This is a genomic window from Blastococcus sp. CT_GayMR19, assembly GCF_004570385.1.
Classification (GTDB): Bacteria; Actinomycetota; Actinomycetes; order Mycobacteriales; family Geodermatophilaceae; genus Blastococcus_B.
In genome coordinates this window covers 282,082-302,382 of the sequence record NZ_SPQL01000004.1, presented here as the reverse complement: position 1 = coordinate 302,382, position 20,301 = coordinate 282,082, and the positions used below count along the sequence as shown (strand labels likewise).

21 protein-coding genes and 1 pseudogene are annotated in these 20,301 nt (G+C 74.3%); 4 read left to right on the top strand and 18 right to left on the bottom strand.

The window, feature by feature from the left end; translation table 11 throughout:
• From nuoE to E4P39_RS08350, 10 genes and pseudogenes are all read right to left on the bottom strand, one after another.
• The gene (gene nuoE, locus E4P39_RS08390) at positions 1–1,077 is read right to left on the bottom strand and encodes an NADH-quinone oxidoreductase subunit NuoE (protein ID WP_135135930.1); all 1,077 of its coding nucleotides are present in this window, start codon (positions 1,075–1,077) and stop codon (positions 1–3) included.
• The gene (locus E4P39_RS08385; RefSeq protein WP_135135929.1) at positions 1,077–2,405 is read right to left on the bottom strand and encodes an NADH-quinone oxidoreductase subunit D; all 1,329 of its coding nucleotides are present in this window, start codon (positions 2,403–2,405) and stop codon (positions 1,077–1,079) included. The genes nuoE and E4P39_RS08385 overlap by 1 nt, the downstream gene beginning before the upstream one ends.
• A complete protein-coding gene (locus tag E4P39_RS08380; protein WP_135135928.1) occupies positions 2,402–3,151 on the bottom strand; it encodes an NADH-quinone oxidoreductase subunit C in 750 nt (249 codons plus the stop codon). Before E4P39_RS08380 ends, E4P39_RS08385 begins: the two co-directional genes overlap by 4 nt.
• A gap of 397 nt (positions 3,152–3,548) precedes the next feature.
• Positions 3,549–4,001, bottom strand: a pseudogene (locus tag E4P39_RS08375) (NADH-quinone oxidoreductase subunit B family protein); the annotation flags it as partial.
• Between the two features lie 10 nt (positions 4,002–4,011).
• The gene (locus E4P39_RS08370) at positions 4,012–4,374 is read right to left on the bottom strand and encodes an NADH-quinone oxidoreductase subunit A (RefSeq protein WP_209306424.1); all 363 of its coding nucleotides are present in this window, start codon (positions 4,372–4,374) and stop codon (positions 4,012–4,014) included.
• Between the two features lie 302 nt (positions 4,375–4,676).
• Positions 4,677–5,345 (bottom strand): phosphoribosyltransferase family protein, encoded by a 669-nt coding sequence (locus tag E4P39_RS08365; RefSeq protein WP_135135926.1) that lies wholly within the window; start codon positions 5,343–5,345, stop codon positions 4,677–4,679.
• Between the two features lie 187 nt (positions 5,346–5,532).
• A complete protein-coding gene (locus tag E4P39_RS08360) occupies positions 5,533–6,171 on the bottom strand; it encodes a GNAT family protein (RefSeq protein WP_135135925.1) in 639 nt (212 codons plus the stop codon).
• 48 nt (positions 6,172–6,219) lie between these two features.
• Complete coding sequence (locus tag E4P39_RS08355; protein ID WP_135135924.1) at positions 6,220–7,710, bottom strand: HNH endonuclease signature motif containing protein; 1,491 nt, start codon at positions 7,708–7,710, stop codon at positions 6,220–6,222.
• 287 nt (positions 7,711–7,997) lie between these two features.
• A complete protein-coding gene (locus tag E4P39_RS22275) occupies positions 7,998–8,162 on the bottom strand; it encodes a hypothetical protein (RefSeq protein WP_167761693.1) in 165 nt (54 codons plus the stop codon).
• Positions 8,163–8,220: 58 nt separating this feature from the next.
• Entirely contained in the window at positions 8,221–8,940 is a 720-nt protein-coding gene (locus tag E4P39_RS08350; protein WP_135135923.1) for a demethylmenaquinone methyltransferase, read from the bottom strand.
• A gap of 35 nt (positions 8,941–8,975) precedes the next feature.
• On the opposite strand from E4P39_RS08350, the gene E4P39_RS08345 reads away from it, so the two are divergent.
• Positions 8,976–10,247, top strand: coding sequence for an isochorismate synthase (locus tag E4P39_RS08345; RefSeq protein ID WP_135135922.1), 1,272 nt, complete (start codon positions 8,976–8,978; stop codon positions 10,245–10,247).
• 100 nt (positions 10,248–10,347) lie between these two features.
• Here the strand turns inward: E4P39_RS08345 and E4P39_RS08340 are convergent, their stop codons facing one another.
• From E4P39_RS08340 to E4P39_RS08325, 4 genes are all read right to left on the bottom strand, one after another.
• The gene (locus E4P39_RS08340; protein WP_135135921.1) at positions 10,348–10,620 is read right to left on the bottom strand and encodes a hypothetical protein; all 273 of its coding nucleotides are present in this window, start codon (positions 10,618–10,620) and stop codon (positions 10,348–10,350) included.
• Positions 10,621–10,824: 204 nt separating this feature from the next.
• The gene (locus tag E4P39_RS08335) at positions 10,825–11,484 is read right to left on the bottom strand and encodes a hypothetical protein (RefSeq protein ID WP_135135920.1); all 660 of its coding nucleotides are present in this window, start codon (positions 11,482–11,484) and stop codon (positions 10,825–10,827) included.
• Positions 11,485–11,604: 120 nt separating this feature from the next.
• Positions 11,605–13,296 (bottom strand): 2-succinyl-5-enolpyruvyl-6-hydroxy-3-cyclohexene-1-carboxylic-acid synthase, encoded by a 1,692-nt coding sequence (gene menD / locus E4P39_RS08330; RefSeq protein WP_135135919.1) that lies wholly within the window; start codon positions 13,294–13,296, stop codon positions 11,605–11,607.
• Positions 13,293–14,246, bottom strand: a complete 954-nt coding sequence (locus E4P39_RS08325) for an o-succinylbenzoate synthase (protein WP_135135918.1) — start codon at positions 14,244–14,246, stop codon at positions 13,293–13,295. Before E4P39_RS08325 ends, menD begins: the two co-directional genes overlap by 4 nt.
• Before the next feature lie 41 nt (positions 14,247–14,287).
• Between E4P39_RS08325 and menE the strand changes: the two genes are divergently transcribed.
• Positions 14,288–15,424 carry an o-succinylbenzoate--CoA ligase gene (gene menE, locus E4P39_RS08320; protein ID WP_209306423.1) on the top strand — a complete coding sequence of 379 codons (1,137 nt, stop codon included), beginning with the start codon at positions 14,288–14,290 and terminating at the stop codon, positions 15,422–15,424.
• A complete protein-coding gene (locus E4P39_RS08315; protein WP_135135917.1) occupies positions 15,424–16,296 on the top strand; it encodes a 1,4-dihydroxy-2-naphthoate polyprenyltransferase in 873 nt (290 codons plus the stop codon). The genes menE and E4P39_RS08315 overlap by 1 nt, the downstream gene beginning before the upstream one ends.
• Positions 16,297–16,313: 17 nt before the next feature.
• Here the strand turns inward: E4P39_RS08315 and E4P39_RS08310 are convergent, their stop codons facing one another.
• Complete coding sequence (locus tag E4P39_RS08310; protein ID WP_135135916.1) at positions 16,314–16,622, bottom strand: DUF4229 domain-containing protein; 309 nt, start codon at positions 16,620–16,622, stop codon at positions 16,314–16,316.
• Entirely contained in the window at positions 16,615–17,043 is a 429-nt protein-coding gene (locus E4P39_RS08305; RefSeq protein WP_245159714.1) for an Lrp/AsnC family transcriptional regulator, read from the bottom strand. Before E4P39_RS08305 ends, E4P39_RS08310 begins: the two co-directional genes overlap by 8 nt.
• A 103-nt stretch (positions 17,044–17,146) precedes the next feature.
• Here E4P39_RS08305 and E4P39_RS08300 point away from each other — a divergent pair, with 103 nt between their 5' ends.
• Positions 17,147–17,359, top strand: coding sequence for a hypothetical protein (locus E4P39_RS08300; RefSeq protein ID WP_135135996.1), 213 nt, complete (start codon positions 17,147–17,149; stop codon positions 17,357–17,359).
• 392 nt (positions 17,360–17,751) lie between these two features.
• Here E4P39_RS08300 and ccsB read toward each other — a convergent pair whose 3' ends face one another.
• Entirely contained in the window at positions 17,752–18,702 is a 951-nt protein-coding gene (gene ccsB / locus E4P39_RS08295; RefSeq protein WP_245159713.1) for a c-type cytochrome biogenesis protein CcsB, read from the bottom strand.
• Positions 18,692–20,296 carry a cytochrome c biogenesis protein ResB gene (locus E4P39_RS08290; protein ID WP_135135915.1) on the bottom strand — a complete coding sequence of 535 codons (1,605 nt, stop codon included), beginning with the start codon at positions 20,294–20,296 and terminating at the stop codon, positions 18,692–18,694. Before E4P39_RS08290 ends, ccsB begins: the two co-directional genes overlap by 11 nt.
• Positions 20,297–20,301: the final 5 nt, after the last annotated feature.

Here is a 20,301-nt window from a genome sequence, read left to right as displayed (position 1 = left end):
TCAGCCCTTCCGTCTCGGCGGGGTACGGCCCTCGATGCGGCGACCGGTGTCGGCGGGGGGCGGGCCGGCGGGGCCCTGTCCGCTCGTGCCCGGCTCCTGACCGGCGGGGGTGTCGGTGCCCTCGCGGCCGTCGGGCAGCCGGCGTCCGGCGGGCTCGGGCGCGTCAGGGTGCGAGGCCGCGGCACCGGCGCGCTCGGCCGGGGTGTCGGCAGCGGCGACGCGCGCGTCGGCAGCTTCCTTGCCCGGCGTCTCACCGGTCCGGCCGGACGGCGCGACGGTGGCGGCAGGCTGCTGGGTGTCCGGCGCGGGAGCCGACCGGCGCGGCATGGCCGGCGCCGACTCCCCGCGCTCCTCGGCCAGCTTCAGGCCGACGAGCGTCGGGCCGAGGGCGGACGGCGCGTCCACGGCGGCCCGCGCGGCGGCGGCATCGGCGTGCTGGGAGAAGCCGGCCAGCTGCCGGGAGATGCCCTTGAAGTCGGTGAGCGGGGCGCCGCGCGTGGGCAGTGGCTTCTCGCCGCGGCGGAGGGCCGCGACCAGCTCGCGGGCGCTGTCGACGTCCTGCTGGTCGTAGAACTCGTAGTCGACGGTGACGACCGGGGCGTAGTCGCAGGCCGCCAGGCACTCGGCGTGCTCGAGGGTGATGGAGCCGTCGGCCGTGGTCTCGTCGTGGTGCACGCCGAGGTCGGCGCTGAGCGCGTCCATGATCCGCTGGCCGCCGAGCACGCTGCACAGCGTGTTGGTGCAGACGCTGACGATGTGCCGGCCGGTCGGACGGCGCTTGTACATCGTGTAGAAGGTCGCGACCGCGCCGACCTCGGCCTTGGTCAGGCCCAGCTCCTCGGCGCACAGGGTCACGCCCTCGGGCGAGACGTAGCCCTGCACCGACTGCACGAGGTGCAGCATCGGCAGGAGCGCCGACCGCGGAACGGGGTAGCGGGCCATGATCTCCCGCGCCTCGAGCCGGGTCTGCTCGGTCAGCGGCGGCAGGGCGGCCAGGGTCTCCGGCGACGCGTCGACGGGGCTGGAGTCCAGCCCCGTCACCGCCGTCCCCTCGGCCGAACCAGGAAGAGCACTCATCAGCGGTCCACTCCCCCCATGACGGGGTCGATCGAAGCGATCGCGGCGATGACGTCGGCGATCATGCCGCCCTCGCTCATCGCCGCCGTGGCCTGCAGGTTCACGAATCCTGGGTCGCGCACGTGGACGCGCCACGGGCGGGTGCTGCCGTCGCTGACCACGTGGTAGCCGAGCTCTCCGCGGGGCGACTCGATGGGCATGTACACCTGCCCGGCCGGGACGCGGAAGCCCTCGGTGACCAGCTTGAAGTGGTGGATCAGGGCCTCCATCGACTGGCCCATGATGTGCCGGACGTGCTCGAGGGAGTTGCCCATTCCGTCGGCGCCGAGGGACAGCTGCGCCGGCCAGGCGATCTTGCGGTCCTCGACCATGACCGGGCCGGGCTCCAGGCGAGCCAGTGCCTGCTCGATCAGCTTGAGCGACTCGTTCACCTCCGCCATCCGCACCAGGTAGCGGCCCCAGGCGTCGGCGGTGTCGGCGGTCGGCACCTCGAAGTCGTAGGTCTCGTAGCCCAGGTACGGCTCGACCTTGCGCAGGTCCCAGGGCAGGCCGGCGGCCCGCAGGATCGGGCCGGTGACGCCGAGCGCGATGCACCCGGTGACGTCGAGGTAGCCGACGTCCTTGAGCCGGGCCTGCCAGATCGGCTGGCCGGTGAGCAGCCGGTGGAAGTCGGCGACCCGCTTGGGCATGATCTTGAGGAACTCGCGGATGTTCTCGACCGCCCCCTCGGGCAGGTCCTGCGCGAGCCCGCCGGGGCGGATGTAGGCGTGGTTCATCCGCAGGCCGGTGATCTCCTCGAGCAGGTCGAGGATCATCTCCCGCTCGCGGAAGCCGTTGGTCATGCCGGTGAGGGCGCCCATCTCCATGCCGAAGGTGGCCAGGGCGACCAGGTGCGAGGAGATCCGGTTGAGCTCCATGACCAGCAGCCGGATGGTCTGCGCCCGCTGCGGCACCTCGACCCCGAGCAGCTTCTCGACCGCCATGCAGTACGCGGCCTCGTTGTAGAGCGGGGCCAGGTAGTCCATGCGGGTCACGAAGGTCGTGCCCTGCGTCCAGTTGCGGTACTCGAGGTTCTTCTCGATGCCGGTGTGCAGGTAGCCGATGACCACGCGCGCCTTCGTGACCGTCTCGCCCTCGAGGTCCAGGACGAGCCGGAGGACGCCGTGCGTCGACGGGTGCTGCGGCCCCATGTTGACGACGAGGCGCTCCTCGCCGTGCGGGTCGGCGAAGGTCAGGTCCCAGTCGCCACCGGTGACGGTGTAGACGCGGCCCTCGGTGGTCTCGCGCGAGCCGGCGTACGGGTCGGCCTCGTTGTAGGTGGTGCTCATCGGTACGCCCTCCGCGTGTCCGGCGGCGGGATCGTCGCGTCGTGGTACTCCACCGGGACGCCGCCGAGCGGGTAGTCCTTGCGCTGCGGGTGCCCGTCCCAGTCGTCGGGCATGAGGATGCGCGTCAGGTCCGGGTGGCCGTCGAAGACGATCCCGAACATGTCGAACGCCTCGCGCTCGTGCCAGTCCGCGGTCGGGTAGGTGCGGGTCACCGACGGGACGTGCGGGTCCTCGGCGGTCACGGCCACCTCCAGCCGGATCCGGCGGCGGTAGGTCATCGACGTCAGGTGGTAGACGACGTGCAGCCGCGGCCGCTCCGGGGTGGCGGCCGGGCCACCGCTGTCGAGGTAGTCGACACCGGAGACGCTGCTGCACAGCTCGAAGCGCAGCGCCTCGTCGTCCCGGAGTGCCTGCACCAGCGTGAGCAGGTGCTCGCGCGCGACGAAGTAGGTGATCTCGCCGCGGTCGACCAGCACCCGCTGCACCGCGGCCGCGTACGTCGCCTCGCCGACGGCCTCGATCAGGGCGTCGGTCACCTCGTCGAAGTAGCCGCCGTAGGGCCGGTCGGTGGTGTGCAGGGCCACCGCGCCACCGGGCTCGACGCGGACCAGGCCGCCGAAGCCGGAGGTGTCGCCGCTGCCGCTGACGCCGAAGGAGCCCTTGCGGAACCCCCCGCTCGGCGCGGTCGCCGCGTCGTACCCGGCCTCCTCGCGGCCCGGTACGACCTCTCCCCCGTCGTTGCTCATTGCTCCACTCCGGACTCGTTCCGCTCCTCGGTCGAGGACATCGGTCGCCTCCGCGGTCGCTCCGCTCCTCGCTCGCTGGCGCTCGCTGCGATGCTCACTCCCTGTCGGCTCCGGGCATCTCCCTGCGATGCTCGCTCGCCCGTCGTGTTCGCGGCGCTCATCGCCACGCCTTCCCGAGACCCGCCGGCCGCTCCTCGGGGAGCAGCACCGCGTTGCCGTCGCGCCGCTCGATCAGGAACTGGCCGGTGCGACCCTCGGCCGCGGCCTGCTCGTAGGCGCGGCGGGCGTCCTTGTCGACGCGAACGGTCGAGGGCATCTCGATGTGCAGGTCCTTCGCCGTCCCGTCGGCCTCGGCCCGGGCCAGCTGGCGGGCCCGCTTGGCGCCCAGCGGCTCGTGCTGGATCTTGTGGTGCAGCTTGAGGATCGCGTCCATCAGCATCTCCGGCCGCGGCGGGCAGCCGGGCAGGTACATGTCCACCGGCACGATGTGGTCGACGCCCTGGACGATCGCGTAGTTGTTGAACATGCCGCCGGAGCTCGCGCAGACGCCCATCGCGAGGACCCAGCGCGGCTCGGGCATCTGGTCGTAGATCTGGCGCAGGACCGGTGCCATCTTCTGGCTCACCCGGCCGGCCACGATCATCAGGTCGGCCTGGCGCGGGGAGGCGCGGAAGACCTCCATGCCGAAGCGGGCCATGTCGTAGCGGCCCGCGCCCGAGGCCATCATCTCGATGGCGCAGCAGGCCAGGCCGAACGTCGCCGGCCAGAGCGAGGACTTGCGCGTCCAGTTGACCAGCTTCTCCACGGTGGTCAGCAGGACCCCGCTGGGCAGTTTCTCCTCGAGACCCATCAGAGCACCCCTAGTCCCACTCGAGCCCGCCGCGACGCCACACGTAGGCGTACGCGATGAACACCGTGCCGATGAAGACGACCATCTCGACCAGCCCGAAGACGCCGAGCCGGTCGTTGTCGACCGCCCACGGGTAGAGGAAGACGATCTCGATGTCGAAGACGATGAAGAGCATCGCCGTCAGGTAGTACTTGACCGGGAACCGTCCTCCGGTCAGCGGCTGGTGAACCGGCTCGATCCCGCACTCGTAGGCGTCGAGCTTCGCCCGGTTGTGCCGCCGCGGGCCGATGAGGGGCGCCGCGGCGACCGAGAACAGGGCGAACCCCGCGGCCAGCGCGAAGAGCCCGACGATCGGGACGTAGTTCGAGAGCATCAGCGGCACCCTACGGTGAGGACGATCACGTTCCGTGCAGACACCGAGTGGACCCGGGCTGTGATGTGGGGCACGTCAGATCACCCGCACCAGGCGCAGCTGGACGTCGACGGCCCGTTCGGCGGTCCGCGGCATCCCGGTGGTCGCCCCCCTCACGTCGGCGCCTCCTCCCAGCCCTCCACGAACCCCGGATCCAGGCTTGTGAACTGGTTCACAAGCCTGCGGTTCACGAGTCTAGGCCCGCCTGTGAGGCAGGGAACAGCAGGCCCTCCGAGGCCTCGGCCGGAACCGGCCGACCAGCGTCAGGACGACGTGCCCGCCGCGTGGGCGAGGGCGGCACGGACCTCGGCGTCGGAGGTCGCCGTGAAGTCGGCATAGGCCTGGCCGACCGCCCGGAAACCGCGCGGGGCGGAGAGGCAGACCAGTTCGTCGACGACGTGCGCCAGCGCGGCACAGGCGGTCGGTGACCCGACGGGAACCGCGGCGGTGATGCCTCGCGGGGACTGGCGCCGGACGGCGACGACCGCGGCCTGCATGGTGGCGCCGGTGGCGAGCCCGTCGTCCACGACGATCACGGTCCGTCCCGCGACCGCCATCGGCGGCCGGCCGTCGCGGTAGGCGGCCTCCCTGCGACGGAGTTCTCCGAGCTCCTGCTGCCAGACCGTCTCGAAGGTCTCCGGGTCGACCCGGGCCGCGGCGAGGACGGTCTCGACACGCACCGTCTCGACGGTGTCGCCGACCGCCGCGATGGCCCCCATGGCCAGCTCCGGCTGCCAGGGGAGGCCGAGCTTGCGGACGACGAGGACGTCCATGGGCGCACCCAGTGCGGCTGCCACCCCTGCGGCGACGAGCACCCCGCCCCGCGGGAGGCCGAGCACGACCGTGTCGCCCCGCCGGGCGTCGGTGGTGCTCAGCCGCTCGCCCAGTGCCTGACCGGCCGCACGGCGGTCGGCGAATCGCGTCGCGGCCATGACGGGGCTCCGGGAGGCAGCCGGCCGGTCAGAGCGGCTCGGGAGCCGGGGCGGGCGGTGGCGCCGTCGGGTCCGAGGGGTCCGGCACCGGATACGGCGCGGGCATGGGCGGCGGGATCGGGTCGGTGGGCGAGGGTGAGGGGCCCGGCGGCTGCGGCGGAGGCGGCGGGGTGGTCATGCACCGACGCTAGACCCGCAGGCGCGCCAGGAGACCTGCCTTCACCACGGCCCATTCGTCGCCGAGGACGCTGAACACCACCGTGTCGCGGAAGGTCCCGTCCTCCCGCTTCATGTCCCGGCGGAGCACGCCCTCCCGGGTCGCGCCGAGTCGGGCGATCGCTGCCTGGGACCGGGTGTTGAGCGCGTCGGTCTGGATCTTCACGCGGCCGAACCCGCAGTCCTCGAAGGCATGCGTCAGGAGCAGCAGCTTGGCCTCGGGGTTGACCTGGGTGCCCCACCAGCGCCGGCCGTACAGGGTCGAGCCGAGGTGGATGTGCTCGTGGACGACGGTGGCCTCGAGCAGCGACGACGTCCCGACCAGGGTCCCGGCCGCGCCGAGGGGGCTGTCTCTCACCAGCCGGATCGCGTATGCGGTGCGTCCGCGACCGGCGCCGTCGGCCTCTTCCTGTCCGGTCATGAACCGTTCCCCGGCGAGGTCGACGCCGTCGGCAGCGGACGTCGGCCGCCGGTGCATGACGTAGCCGCTCGCATAGATCTCGGGGTCCGCGAGGAGTGGGAAGAGCTCGGGCAGGTCCGCCTGGGTCAGCAGGTCGAGGCGGACGAAACGCCCGACGAGCGCTTCGCCGGTCGGCAGCCTGGTCGCCATGCCGGCATCCTTCCGAAGTCCTCGCCGTCGATCCCGAACGGGCCCGCCTCAGAACGGCGGCGGCTCTTCGGGAGGTGGGGGTGCTGCCGGCAGGGCGCGTTGCTCGATGCGGTTCCGCAGGCCTGGGGGCCGGGTGGTGCGGGTGACCCCGCTCGGGGTGGTCACCTGCAGTCGCCCGTCGGGAGTGAGGGAGAACCGCCACCCGGGCGCGAACGTCTTGAGCCGGTGGTGCCGGCGGCACAGACAGCAGAGGTTGTCGCAGTCGGTCGCTCCCTCGGGATACGGGACCACGTGGTCGAGGTCGACCCGGGCGACCGGCTGCCCGCATCCTGGATGACGGCAGGTCCTGTCCCGGGTCTTGGCGAAACGGCGCTGCGCAGGGGTCGGCGTGTACCGGTCGACCGGCGGCGGACGCTCCAGCACCGCACAGCCGCAGTCGGCGATCGAGCCGTTCCCCGGGTGCTCGTCGCAGCCGCCGCGGGCGATGCGCGCCAGCTCCGCGCGGCTGGTGGTCGCCAGCAGGACGCCGTCGGCATCGGTGACAGAGATCTGCAGTGACCCACCGGTCGGCGCCTGCAGCCCGCCGGTGCACACGGAGTCCAGCTGCTCGAGCAGCTCCCGGACGTGTGCGGCGGTGACCGGCTGCCCGTTCACCTCCCCCGGTTCCGCGCCGACCCCGGACCCCGCCGCGGTGAGCGACGGCAGAGGCACCGACACGTCGAGCACCGCGGTCACCGCCAGCCGGGACGTGTCCCACGGGCGCAGGATCAGCTCCGCGTGGGTGAGCGCCCGCAGCTGCCCGATCGGCCGGGGATCCCCGTCGTGCTTCCGCATCCACGCCAGCTCGTCGATCGTCGACCAACACGCCGCCGCGACCGGCGACGGCATCTCGGACAGCAGCTCGCTCATGCCGTCGTACGTCGGGTACACCCGCACATCCGCTGCCCGCTCGGCGTCCCGCCGGCGCTTGTCGGCCGCGTCCGCATCGACGGCCAGCACCTCCCTGGTCAGCCGCGCTCGCAGCTTGCCCAGTGACAGCCCGACCGCGTCCGGCAGCACCGTGGGAGACACCGCCTCGGCCACACCCTCCGCCGTCGTCGACAGCACGTCGATGAACACTCGCGCCCGCGGCCAGTCCAGCTGCCCGTCGGCCAACGCCGCCCACACCACCGGCAGCCGCTCGGTCAGCACGTAGGCGTCCCGGGCCAGCGTGCCCGCCGCCCGCGCCGTGCCGTTGAGCACCAGGGCCAGCTCGTCGACGAAGAACTCACTCGTCCCCGGGATCGGCCCATCGGCATTGCCCCCGGCTCCCGGCTGCCCCGGGGCCGGATCCAGCGCGTCCGGCCGATGGCCGGCCAGACCCATCACCAGCTCGCTCTTGTAGGCCACCAGCGCCGCCTCGACCGCCACGATGCGACCCAGCTCCAGCGCGATCTCCGCATCGGAGCGGTCCGCCACCGGCAGCACCTCGCTCAACCGGGACGGCCGGGCCACCACGCCCTCGGGAACCGGGTCCTCCGACCACGACCGACCGCCCATCTCGGCGACCGTCAGACCGACACCCCAACCCCGGAACACACCACGAACCTAGCCACGGGGTACGACAGTTTCCTGCCGCTGAGCAGGCAGAACGCAACTGATTGCAGACTTACGCGGCGGGGGGCGTGGGCGGGCCGGCTGTGGAGCGTGGGGGCCGGCCAACGGTGCCGCGGCTCAGCAGAACGGTCAGAGCGTGGACCAGAACGACAGGTAGGAGCGGTGCAGCCAGTCGTCGACCCAGGCACGGTCGGGTTCGGCGGGCCCCGAGGAACTCGTGCGCAGCGCCGTCAGTCGATTCTCGGCGTCGGTGTCGCCGCCAGCACCTCCGGGAGCGGCACCTCACCCCGCCGCACGGAACGCAAGTAGGCCCTGTCGGGTTCGCAGACGGGCAGGCTGATCCGGCCGGTGGTCAGCAGCTCCACACCCTGCAGGCCCAGACGCAGCGCGTGCATCGCGTACTCGGTGTCGTAGCCGTGCTCGCGGACGAGTTCGCCGGATGGACCGGCACGGTCAGACCCGGCGGGCGCGGTGCAGCGCGACGATCCCGCCGGTGAGGTTCTGCCACGCCACGTCGTCCCAGCCCGCGTCCCCGACGCGGGCCGCCAGCGCCGCCTGGTCCGGCCACGCCCGGATCGACTCGGCCAGGTAGACGTAGGCCTCCGGATTGCTGCTGACAGCCCGCGCGATCCGGGGCAGCGCCCTCATCAGGTACTCCGTGTAGACGGTCCGGAAGGGCGCCCAGGTGGGGCTGGAGAACTCGCAGATCACCAGCGTGCCCCCGGGCCGGGTGACCCGGCGGAACTCCCGGAGCACGGCGTCGGGGTCGGCCACGTTGCGCAGCCCGAAGGAGATGGTGACGGCGTCGACGCTCTCGTCGGCCAGGGGCAGCGCCATCGCGTCGCCGGCCACCTTCGGCACCGACCGCGCCGCACCGGCGCGCAGCATCCCCTGCGAGAAGTCGCAGGCGATCGCGTACGCCCCGTCCGCGGCGATCTCCACGGTGGACACCGCCGTCCCGGCCGCGACGTCGAGCACGGTCTGGCCGGGGCGGGCGCCCAGCGCCGCCCGCGTCGCCCGGCGCCAGGCGGCGTCGCGGCCGCCCGAGAGCACGGTGTTGGTGAGGTCGTAGCGCCGCGCCACCCGGTCGAACATCGCGGCGACGTCGGCCGGTCGCTTGTCCAGGCCGGCCCGCAGACCCGCGCTGTGCGCATCCTCTCGCCGGTCTCCCACGGCGGGGACGCTACAAGGCCTCCTACGCTGGTGCCGTGACAGCGGCCGCCCTGACCTCTACCGAGGCAGCCCTGCGCGCGGTCACGACGGTCCGGTACGAGGACGACGCACCGCTCATCGACCGCGCGCCGGCCGAGGGTGCCCTGTCCTGGGTCCGCCACGGCGAGGGACTGGTCGGCTGGGGCGAGGCCGCGCGGCTGGAGGTGTCCGGCCCGGACGCGCTCGCCGAGGCGGCCGCCTGGTGGTCGGACTGGACGGCCGACGCCGAGGTGGACGACGCGGTCGACCTTCCCGGCACCGGCCCGGTCCTGTTCGCCAGCATCGCCTTCGACCCGGCAGCGGGGACGTCGGTGTTCGTCGTCCCCGAGACCGTCGTCGGCCGGAGGGACGGCGTCGGATGGGTGACGACGGCCGGCGCCGACGGCCCCCTCGATGCCCTGCTCCCGCCCGTGCCGCGCCCGGCCGACGGGCCGGCGCCCCGCCTGCGGTACGCCGACGGAGCCCTGGACCCGGCCACGTGGAGCGCGGCGGTCGCGACGGCCGTGGACCGGATCGATGCGGGCGACCTGGCCAAGGTGGTCCTGGCCCGAGACCTGCTCGTCTCCGCGGACGGCCCCCTGGACCCGCGCAGGCTGCTGCGCCGGCTGGCCGACCGCTTCCCCGACTGCTGGACCTTCGCCGTCGACGGCCTCCTCGGTGCGACCCCCGAGCTGCTCCTGCGCCGGAGCGGGCGGCAGCTGTCGGCTCGGGTGCTGGCAGGCACCGCGCCCCGTGGCGCCGGTGACGCCGACGAGCGGCTGGCCGCGGCGCTGATGGACTCCGCCAAGGACCGGGTGGAGCACGCCCTCGCCGTCGACTCGCTGGTGCGGGCGCTGGAGCCCTACTGCGCGACGCTCGAGGCGCCCGAGGGGCCCGAACTGCTCACCCTGGCCAACGTGCGGCACCTGGCCAGTGACGTCACCGGGACGCAGCAGCGGCACGGATCCCGCGGCCGGGCCGGTCTGCTGGAGCTGGTGGGGGCCGTTCACCCGACCGCGGCCGTGTGCGGCACGCCGACGGCGGACGCCGCCGCGCTGATCGGCGAGCTGGAGGGGATGGACCGCGGTCGCTATGCGGGGCCGGTGGGCTGGCTGGACGCCCGCGGTGACGGCGAGTTCGGGCTCGCGTTGCGCTGCGCCGAGCTCACCGGGGACGACGGTGCCCGGCTGTTCGCCGGCTGCGGCATCGTCGCGGGTTCCGACCCCGCGGCCGAGCTGGCCGAGACGCAGGCCAAGTTCGCCGCGTTCCAGGCCGCACTCGAGGGCTGACCGCCGGCACCGGGCCCGGGACGCACCCCGGCGGCGCTCCCGGGATCCGGGAGCGCCGCCGGTGGGTCGGAGCCGGTGTGCGCTGGGAGGACGGACCGCCTCAGAAGCGGGTGGGGGCGGTCAGGTCGATGCAGTCCTTGTGGTGCCGCTTCGGCTTGTCCGCGTCGCAGAAGAAGACCGGCAGCTTGCGGTGCTCCATCTGCACGAAGGCGTCCGGGCCGTTGCCGTGGGACGTGTGCTCGACGGTCGCACCCGGAACGTCCTGCGCCGCGGAGGCGGCGGGGGCGAGGGCGACGGAGCCGAGCGCGGCGATGCCGGCCACGGCGAAGGTCAGGGCGAAGCGGCGGGCGGTGAGAGCCATCTCGGTGTACATGTCGTCTCCTTGACTGGCCGGTTCCTGGTTGGTTCCGGTGACAAGAACGACGATGCCGGGCGATCCGCAGGGCTCCCTCGAGGAAACCGCAGGATAAGCGCAAGAAACAGGCCGGGCACGACGTCCTGTCGGGGGTGGTCCGGACGGCGGCGGCGCCCCCGTCCGGAGGCGCCGCCGGTCATCCGGTCACAGGCAGGGAGGGGGTCAGAATCGACCGCCCTCGACCGCCGGGGCGTCCATGCACTTCTTCTCGGAGGCCTTGTCGATCAGCTTCTGGCCCTGGTCGAGGAGCTTGGCCGCGGAGGAGTCCAGCCCGCGGGCCACCTCGAGCGCCAGGTAGGCCGAGAAGCCCTTGAGCTTGGGGGCCTGGGCACGCAGCAGGGTCGCGGCCTGACGGGCGGCGTTGGCCAGCTTGGTCAGGCCGGCCGCCTCCTTGGTCGCCTTGGCGACCTTCTTCGCGATCTCCTCCAGGTCCTTCACCGTGCAGAACTTCGGCGGCTTGTACTCCTTGCCGTTCTGGTCGACGCCGACCGGCGGGGGCGTGACGACGACCGGGGCCGGCTCGGCCGCCGGAGCGGACGGGGCCACCGGGGCCGACTCCACCATGGGCGCGGACGGGACCACGGGCACCGACTCCACCACGGGAGCGGACGGGATCGCGGGGGACGACTCGACCAGAGGCACGGACTCGACCACGGGAGCGGACTCCACCGCGGGAGCGGGCTCCGCCACGGGAGCGGACTCGACGATGGCGGTGTCGTCGGCCATCGCACCGGGGGCGAGGGCCACTGCGCCGATCGCGGTGACGCCGGACAGTGCGATCGTCACCGCGAGGCGGCGGAAGGAAGTGATGCTGTTGCTCATGTCGTCGTCTCTCCTTGACTTGCCGGGACCGGGTGGGTCCCGGTGACAAGGACGACGATGCGGGCCGTTCCGCAGGCCCCCCGCCAGGCAACCGCAAGAAAGGCGCAAGGAGACGGCGGGTCAGGCCAGGGCACGCTCCGCGGCCCGCCGTAGCTGCCGGGCGAGGTCCGCCTCGGCCCGTTGATCGGTGCGGACGACGACGACGCGCGGTCCGCCGAGCCCGAGCGCTGCCGGGAGCCCGTCCGGTGCCGTCACCTCGGTCGCTGCCCAGCCCAGCGCGCGGGCGACGGCGACCAGGTCCCGGCCGTGCGGCGTCCCGAACACGCGCCGGTAGTCCCTGGCGTGCCGGTCGTCCCCCGGTTCGAGCTGGGCGAAGATGCCACCGCCGTCGTTGTCCGGGACGAGCACCGTGAGGTCCGGTGCCGTCTCCCCCTCACCGAGCAGCAGGCCGGTCAGGTCGTGCAGGAACGTCAGGTCGCCCATCAGCGCGAACGCCGGCCGACCGTGCACCAGCGCCGCGCCCACCGCGGTCGAGATCGTGCCGTCGATGCCGGCGACCCCCCGGTTGGCCAGGACGGTGAGGTCCCCGCGCGGCGCCGCCAGCCGGTCGACGTCGCGCACCGGCGTCGAGGACCCGAGCACGAGCAGGGATTCGAGGGGCAGCGCGGCGACGACGTCCCGTGCGAGCCGGGCCGCGGTCAGGCCGGGCGCAGCGTCGAGCACGGCGTCGACGGCCGCGCCCACCGCCACAGCGCCCGCCCGCCATGCGCGGGCCCAGTCGGGCTCCACCGTGCCGCCCTCCCCCGTCCCGTCCGGGAAGCCGAACCCGACCTGCGCGCTCGACCGCCCGGCGTCCGGCCACCGCGGGCCGACCGTCACGGTCTCGACCTCCACGTCCGGGTCGGCGAGCAGGGCGGAGACCGGCCGCGAGAGCGTCGGCCGGCCAACGACGACGACCCGGTCGGGCCGGTGCCGCGCCAGCCAGTCGGGGCTCCCGAGCAGGAGCGCACCGGCCCGCAGGCTCGCCTCGGTCCACGCGCCGCTGCTCGGCTCGGCGATCACCGGCCAGCCCGCCCGGCCCGCGTCGTCCCCGGCGATCCGGCCGCGGAACGGCGATCCGTCACCGGCGACCACGAGGGTCCGCTGCCGCCGCACCGTCGTCCGGGAGGACGCCGGCGGCATGGGGCGGGCACTCGTCCACGGCGCGCCGTCCGCCCGCCCGGCCCAGGCGCCGGCGAGCTCGCTCGGCTCCTCGTCGGGCATCAGCGGCTCGCGCAGCGCGAGGTTCAGGTGCACCGGGCCTGGATCCCGGTCGAGCGCGCCCGTGGCGGTCAGCAGCGCCTTCGACACGATCGACCGCCAGTAGCGGTTCTGCGCCGCCTCACGGCCGGCCTCCGGCACGCCGACGTCGGCGGCCCACCGCACGGCCCCGCCGTACAGGCCCGGCTGCTCGATGGTCTGGTTGGCCCCCGTGGCCCGCATCTCGGGCGGCCGGTCCGCGGTGAGCGCCAGCAGCGGGACGCCGCTCGCGTCGGCCTCCAGCACGGCCGCGTGCAGGTGCGCCGCCGCGGTGCCCGACGTCGTCAGCACCGGCACCGGGCGGCCGCTCGCCTTGGCCAGCCCCAGCGCGAGGAACGCCGCCGTCCGCTCGTCGGTGCGCACGTGCAGCCGCAGCCGGCCGGTCCGCTCGGCGGCGGCCAGCGCCAGGGCAACCGGCGCGGACCGCGAGCCGGGTGCGAGGACGGCGTCGGTGACCCCGCCCCGGAGGAGCTCGTCGACGAGCACCCGGGCGAAGGCGGTGGACGGGTTCATGCGGCCCGCACCGCGTCCATCCGGGCCCGCCAGCGCGCGGCGGTGGCGGCATCCGCGGCGACCTCGTCGAGCCGGTCCGGCGCGGGGCGGCGGACCGGGAGCTCTCCGTCGACCGGCAGCAGGGGCGTTCGGCTGACGTCGTCGGTGAACAGGGCGACCGTGGCCAGTCCGCAGGCGAACGGCAGGTCCGGCAGGGCGGCGGCGAGCGCGACGCCCGCCGCGATCCCCACCGAGCTCTCCAGTGCCGACGAGACGACGCACGGCAGCCCGTGCGCCGCGGCCACCTCCAGCGCCGCCCGCACGCCCCCGAGCGGCTGCACCTTGAGGACGACGACGTCGCACGCCTCGCGCAGGTCCACCCTCAACGGATCCGCCGCGCGCCGCACCACCTCGTCGGCGGCGATCCGGACCTCGATGCGACGGCGCAGCGCGGTCAGCTCGGCCAGCGTGGCGCAGGGCTGCTCGACGTACTCCAGGCCGACCCGGTCCAGCTCGGCGATGCGCGCCACCGCGGTGTCGACGTCCCAGGCCGCGTTGGCGTCCACCCGGATCGCGCCCGACGGGCCGAGCGCGTCGCGGACGGCCTCGACGCGCGCGAGGTCGTCGGCCGCGGACTGCCCGGGCTCGGCCACCTTCACCTTCGCCGTCCGGCAGCCCGACGCCGTGACGATCGCGTGCGCCCGTTCCGGATCGACCGCCGGCACGGTGACGTTGACCGGTACGGAGTCGCGGACGGGGGCCGGCCAGCCGTCGACGGCGCCCTCGAGCGCGGCGGCCCACCACCGCCGGCTCTCGGCGACGCCGTAGTCCCAGAACGGGGAGAACTCACCCCAACCGGCCGGCCCGCGGACGAGCACGCCGTCCCGGACGTCGATGCCGCGGAAACGGGTGCGCAGCGGCACCGAGTAGACCCGCGCCTCCAGCACCGGCCCGGCGGGGGCGGTGATCATGACCGACAGCGTAGATCGGCAGGGCCGTACCCTTGCCGTTCGTGGGTGGTCGGGCGGGCGGGGGCAGAGCCAGGCACCTCACCCTCGTGGCCGCCGCTGATCTCTCCGGGGACGACGTCCGCGCCGCGCTGGACGGGATCCGCCCCCTCGCCGTCCTGCCCACCGGGCCGCCCGCGGTGGTGGACGCCGCCCGCGCCGTCCTGCGGCCGGAGGAAGCACTCGAGCCCGGCGCCGACGTGGTCGTGACCACCTCCGGGACCACCGGTGCAGGCCGGGCGGTGCTGCTGTCGGCCGGCGCGCTGCGGGCCTCGGCGACCGCCACCCATGAACGGCTCGGCGGGCCGGGGAGCTGGCTGCTCGCACTGCCGGTCTCGGCGATCGCCGGCCTGCAGGTCCTGTGCCGCAGCCTCCTGGCCGGTGGGCCGCTCACGACCCTGCAGGCGGGCGAGACGCTGGGCGCCGCGGTCGCCCGCCTCCCCGGCGGACGCCGCTACACCTCGCTCGTCCCGACCCAGCTGCGTCGCTACCTCGATGCCGAACCCGGTGCCCTGCGCGCCTTCGACGCGATCCTGGTCGGCGGCGCGGCCACCGATCCCGCTCTGCTCGCCCGGGCACGGGCCAAGGGCGTCGCCGTGGTGACCACCTACGGCATGACCGAGACCGCCGGCGGGTGCGTGTACGACGGGCGGCCCCTGGCGGGCGTCGGGATGCGGGTGACCGACTGCGTCGAGCTCGCCGGGCCGCAGCTCGCGTCGGGTTACCGCCTCGATCCCGCGGCCACCGCCGAGGCGTTCCGGGACGGGTGGTTCCGCACCCGCGACGCCGGCACGCTCGACGACGGCGGCCGGCTGACCGTGCACGGACGCCTGGACGACGTGGTCATCAGTGGCGGGGTGAACGTCGCTCCCGCCGCCGTCGAGGCCGCACTGCGCGAGCACCCGGACGTCGCCGACGCCGTCGTCTTCGGCCGGCCCGACGCGGAGTGGGGCCAGCGCGTCGTCGCCGCCGTCGTCCCGGCCGCCGGGGCGGCGCCCTCCCTGGAGGCGCTGCGCCCGTGGGTCACCCAGCGGCTGGGCGCCCCCGCCGCCCCGCGCGCGCTGGAGGTCGTCGACGCCTTCCCGCTGCTGCACACGGGCAAGCCCGACCGGCGCGCGGTCGCCGAGAGCGTGGGCGGCTGATGGCCACCGCCGCGCAGTGGCTGGCGGGCGCCCGACCGAAGACCCTGCCTGCGGCGTTCGCGCCCGTCCTCGTGGGCACCGGCGCGGCGGCCGCGCTGGACGGCTTCCGCCCTTTGCCCGCGCTCCTGGCTCTCGTCGTCGCGCTCGCGCTCCAGGTGGCGGTCAACTACGCCAACGACTACTCCGACGGCACGCGCGGCACCGACGCCGACCGGGTGGGCCCGATGCGGCTCGTCGGCTCCGGCGCCGCGGCCCCCCGGCAGGTGCTGGTGGCCGCGGGGCTGGCGTTCGCCGTGGCCGCCGTCGCGGGCCTCGGGCTCGCGGCGCTGTCCAGCTGGTGGCTGGTCGCCGTCGGTGCGGTGTGCATCGCGGCCGCCTGGACCTACACCGGCGGCCCGCTGCCCTACGGGTACCGGGCGCTGGGCGAGGTCTTCGTCTTCGTCTTCTTCGGCCTGGTGGCCGTCGTGGGCACGACCTACGTCCAGACCGGGACGCTGCCCGGTCTGGCGTTCGCCGTCGCCGTGCCGGTCGGCCTGCTGATCGTGGCGATCCTGGTGGTCAACAACCTGCGCGACATCGAGGGGGATGCGCTGGTCGGCAAGCGGACGCTGGCGGTGCTGATCGGTGAGCGCACCACGCGGCTGGCCTTCGTGGGGCTCATCGTCGTCAGCTTCGCCGTCATCGCCGCGGTCGGGCTCGCCCGACCGTGGGTTCTGCTGGCGCTCCTCGGGACGCCGCTGGCGGTCTCCCCCGCCCGGACGGTGCTGACCGGCGGGCGGGGACCGGCCCTCATCGGTGCGCTGCAGGGCATCGGCCTCCTGACCCTGGCCACCGGAGTCCTCCTGGCCGCGGGCCTGGCGCTGAGCGGATGACGCCCGGCCGGGACCGGCTACTCGGTCCCGGTACCGCTCAGCCGGGTGCGGAGGTCCTCCTTCGCTGCGCGGCGAGCCAGGCCGCGGGCCTCGAACGCCGCCGTGAGCCGCTCACGCGAGCGGCGGAGCAGCAGGTAGGCGAGCGGCATCGACAGCAGCAGCCCGAACAGGAGGCCGGACCAGAAGTCCAGTCCCGCCATCCAGAGCACGAGGGTCGCCAGGGCGAAGATGCCGAGGCGCCCGACGGTGTGCATCACCAGCCAGGGCAGGACCCGCGGCGGTGTCGCCGGCCCGCCCGCCGGAGCTTCGGCACTGCTCTCAGCCATGACGGCCCTCCCACTTGGTGCTCAGGACAACGGTCGTACGGGTGCGCGCGACACCCCTGATCCGGTTCAACGCGCCGATGGTCGCCTCGAGTGCCTGGATGTCCGGGACGCGCACCTTGAGCACGTACCCCTCGCTGCCGGCGACCCGCCAGCAGTCCTCCACCTCGGGGAGCGCCCGCAGGCCCTCCTCGACGCCGGTGTCGTCCACCGCGTCGCTCTCGATGACGCTGATCAGGGCCGTGACGCCCAGGCCGACGGCGGTCGGGTCGATGACCGCACGGTAGGCGGTGATCACCCCGGCGCTCTCCAGCTTGCCCACCCGCTCGTGCACGGCCGGGGAGGACAGCCCCACCTGCCGGGCCAGTTCGGCGTAGCTGGCGCGGCCGTTGGCGCGCAGCAGGTCGATCAGCTGCCGGTCCACCGCGTCGATGGCGCTCTCCGTCTCTCGGGGGTGCGGCGGAATCCCGCCGTACCCCCGAGTATCGCCGCGGACGTACCCTGGGCGGCGACGAGGGGGGTGGGGCGTGGCATACCTGATCGTGCTCGTGATCGCGGTGGTGGTCGTCGTCCTGGTGATGCGCGCCGCAGCCGCTTCCGGCCGGAGCCGGGGCCTGCCTCGGGCCCGGCCGCCGCGCCGGCCGCGCCGGGTGGCCCCGCCGCTGGCTCCCGACGACGACCCGGACTTCCTGCGCGAGCTGGAGCGCCGCGCCCGCCGGGACGACAACCCGAAGGCCTGAGCCGGGCGTCAGGCGGCGCGGCCGAGGCGCCCGAGCCGACGCCACCGCCGCGGCAGCGCTGGTGCAGGCTCCTCGGTGGACGACGCCTCGTCCTCGGTCTCGCCGGTCACGTCGCCCGGCCAACCGATGCCGCCGCCCGCGGGGGACGTCGGGCCCGGCCAGCCTAGGCCGCCCGTGTTCTCGACGTGCCGGGCACCGGTCCCGGGAGGGCGCCGGGCGAGCGCGGCGGCGACGAGCGGGTGCGGGCCTCCGCTGCCGGCGGCATGCCTACCCACGGGAGGCCCTCTCCGGGGCCGGCCGGGCGCAGCGCGTGCTGGGGACGGTCATGCGGGCATGGAAGCACGCCGGTCCGACATCCGTCATCGCGATCGGTGGCGGACCATGCGGTCCGCTCAGTTCACCCCGCCGTAGCTGTGCAGCCCGGTCGACACCATGTTGACGTACAGCAGGTTGAAGATCATCACGACCAGGCCGACGACGTTGACCCAGGCCGCGGGCCGCCCGCGCCAGCCCGCCGTCGTGCGGGCGTGCAGGTACGCGGCGTAGATCACCCAGGCGATGAACGCCCAGGTCTCCTTCGGGTCCCAGCCCCAGAACCGGCCCCAGGCGCTCTCCGCCCAGATGGCGCCGGCGATGACCGCGAAGGTCCAGATCGGGAACCCGAACACGGCGGTCCGGTGGGCGACCCGGTCCAGGGCCGTGGCGTCGGGCAGCCGGGAGAGCAGACCCGCATCGTTCGCCGCCTCCCCGCCCGCGACACGGGACTCGTACCGCGACCGGACGAGGTACAGCAGGCTGGCGATCCCGCTGACGAAGAAGATCCCGAAGCCGAGGATCGCGGTGGTGACATGCACGGCCAGCCAACTCGAGCGCAGCGCCGCGACGAGCGGGCCCGCCTCCGCATAGAGGTAGAGGCCGATGAGCACGAGGGAGAGCACCACGGGCGCGAGGACGAACAACCCGATGTGCCGCAGCCCCGGCGACCGGACCGCCAGGACCACGTAGGCGACGACGGCCACCAGCACGGTCGCCGTCGCGAACTCGTACATGTTGCCCCACGGCAGCCGGTCCGTCGCGAGCCCGCGGGTGACCAGGACCGCGGCGTGCGCCCCGGCGCCCAGCGCCGTGAGCGCCAGGGCGGCGAGCCCCCAGCGACGTCCCTGCTCCGGTTCGGCGACCGGCCGGTCCGGCGCGGCGCCCGCGCCCACCAGCTCCGGCGTGCGCACCGGGCGCCGGCCGAACGCCAGCTGGGCGGCGAACGCGACCACGGCGAGGGAGTACAGCGCGATGCTGACCGAGAAGAAGGTGTCCGACAGGGCGGCGAGCGACGCGTCAGGGATCACGCGGGGAGACCTCCGGTCCGTTCGCAGTTCGAGCGGCGAGGGCGCCGGTCAGGTCGTCGGAGAGGGCCGCGAACCGGAGCCCGTTCTCGCCGCTGCCACGCGTCAGCGAGGCCACCGTCAGCACGGTACCGCCGTCCCCGGGGCGGGGAGTCACCCGGGCGAACACCCGCTCGCGGCGCAGCAGCAGCATCCCGAGCAGGCCCAGCAGCAGGGCGATCGCCGCCCCGAGCACCCAGCCCTGGCCCGGGTCGTGCGAGTACTGCATCGCGGCGAACTCGCGGTAGCCGGTGAAGGTGACCGTCGTGCCGTCGTCCAGGGTGAGCGACTCCCCCACGGACAGGTTGGCGGCGCCCGCCTCGGTCAGCCGGCCGCGGTCGATCTGCGCGGCGTCGAGCGAGTAGACCGACTGCGGGATGCCGGAGTCGAGGCCCAGGTAGCCCTCGTAGACGACGACCGCGACCTGGGGGGCCAGCGGCCGCGGGTCGACGGACGTCAGGACGCCGCCCTGCACGACCCCGGTCGGCGCGAAGAAGCCCTCGAGCGCCAGCTGGTCGTCGCTGCCGGTACCCAGGTCGGGCAGCTTGAGCGCGCCCTCGCTGGCCATCGTGGTCTGGTCCGCCGGCAGGAACGGCACGGAGACGTCGGTGATCGCGGTGCCGCCGGGACGGGTCACCGAGAAGGTGGGGCTGAACCCGTGGCCGGTGACATAGACGCGCTCGCCGTCCACCCGGAGCGGGTCGTTGACACCGATCGTGGTGGCCCGCCCCTCCTCGCCCGGGGGCCCGTAGGAGATGTCGGCGGTGAACGACGACGCGGTGAGGTCCGGCTCGTACTCGGCGCGGAACTCGCTCAGGTCGACGCAGAGGGGGGCGAGGTCGCCGCTGTCGACGAGGGCGCCGGAGGAGTAGGTGTCGTACTGCTGGAAGGAGTTGCAGAACCCCTGTCCCTCGGTGACCAGGATGCTGCCCTCGTAGCCCCAGAGCTTGCCGCCGGCCAGGCCGAGCAGGAGCGCCACCAGCGACAGGTGGAACAGCAGGTTGCCGGTCTCCTTCAGGTGCCCCTTCTCGGCGGAGAGCTCGCCCTCCCGGCGGACGACGCGGTACCGCCGGACCCGCAGCTCCTCCTCGACGACGTCCAGCGCCGTCCCGGCCGGCAGCGGGGTGGTCAGCTCGCCGGCGTCGGGCAGGCGGAGCAGGTGCCGCGGGGCCGCGGGCGGCGCCGCACGCACCGCGCGGGCGTGCTCCATCGCGCGCGGCAGGACGCAGCCGATCAGCGAGACGAAGAGCAGCAGGTAGACGGCGGCGAACCACGGCGAGCTGAAGACGTCGAAGAGGTAGAGCCGGTCGAGGACCGGCGCCAGGTCGGGGTGCTCCCGGAAGTAGAGCGTGACGTTGTTCGCCGAGAGCGACCGCTGCGGCAGCAGGGAGCCCGGCACCGCGGCCAGCGCCAGCAGGAAGAGCAGCACGATCGCCGTGCGCATGGCGGTCAGCCGCCGCCACTCCCGGAGCAGCCGGGCGGCTGCTCTCGCGCCCAGCGACGGGCGCGCGGGAGGAGGCGGTGCCGCGGCCTCCCGCGGCGGCGCCGAGACGGTCACTGCGC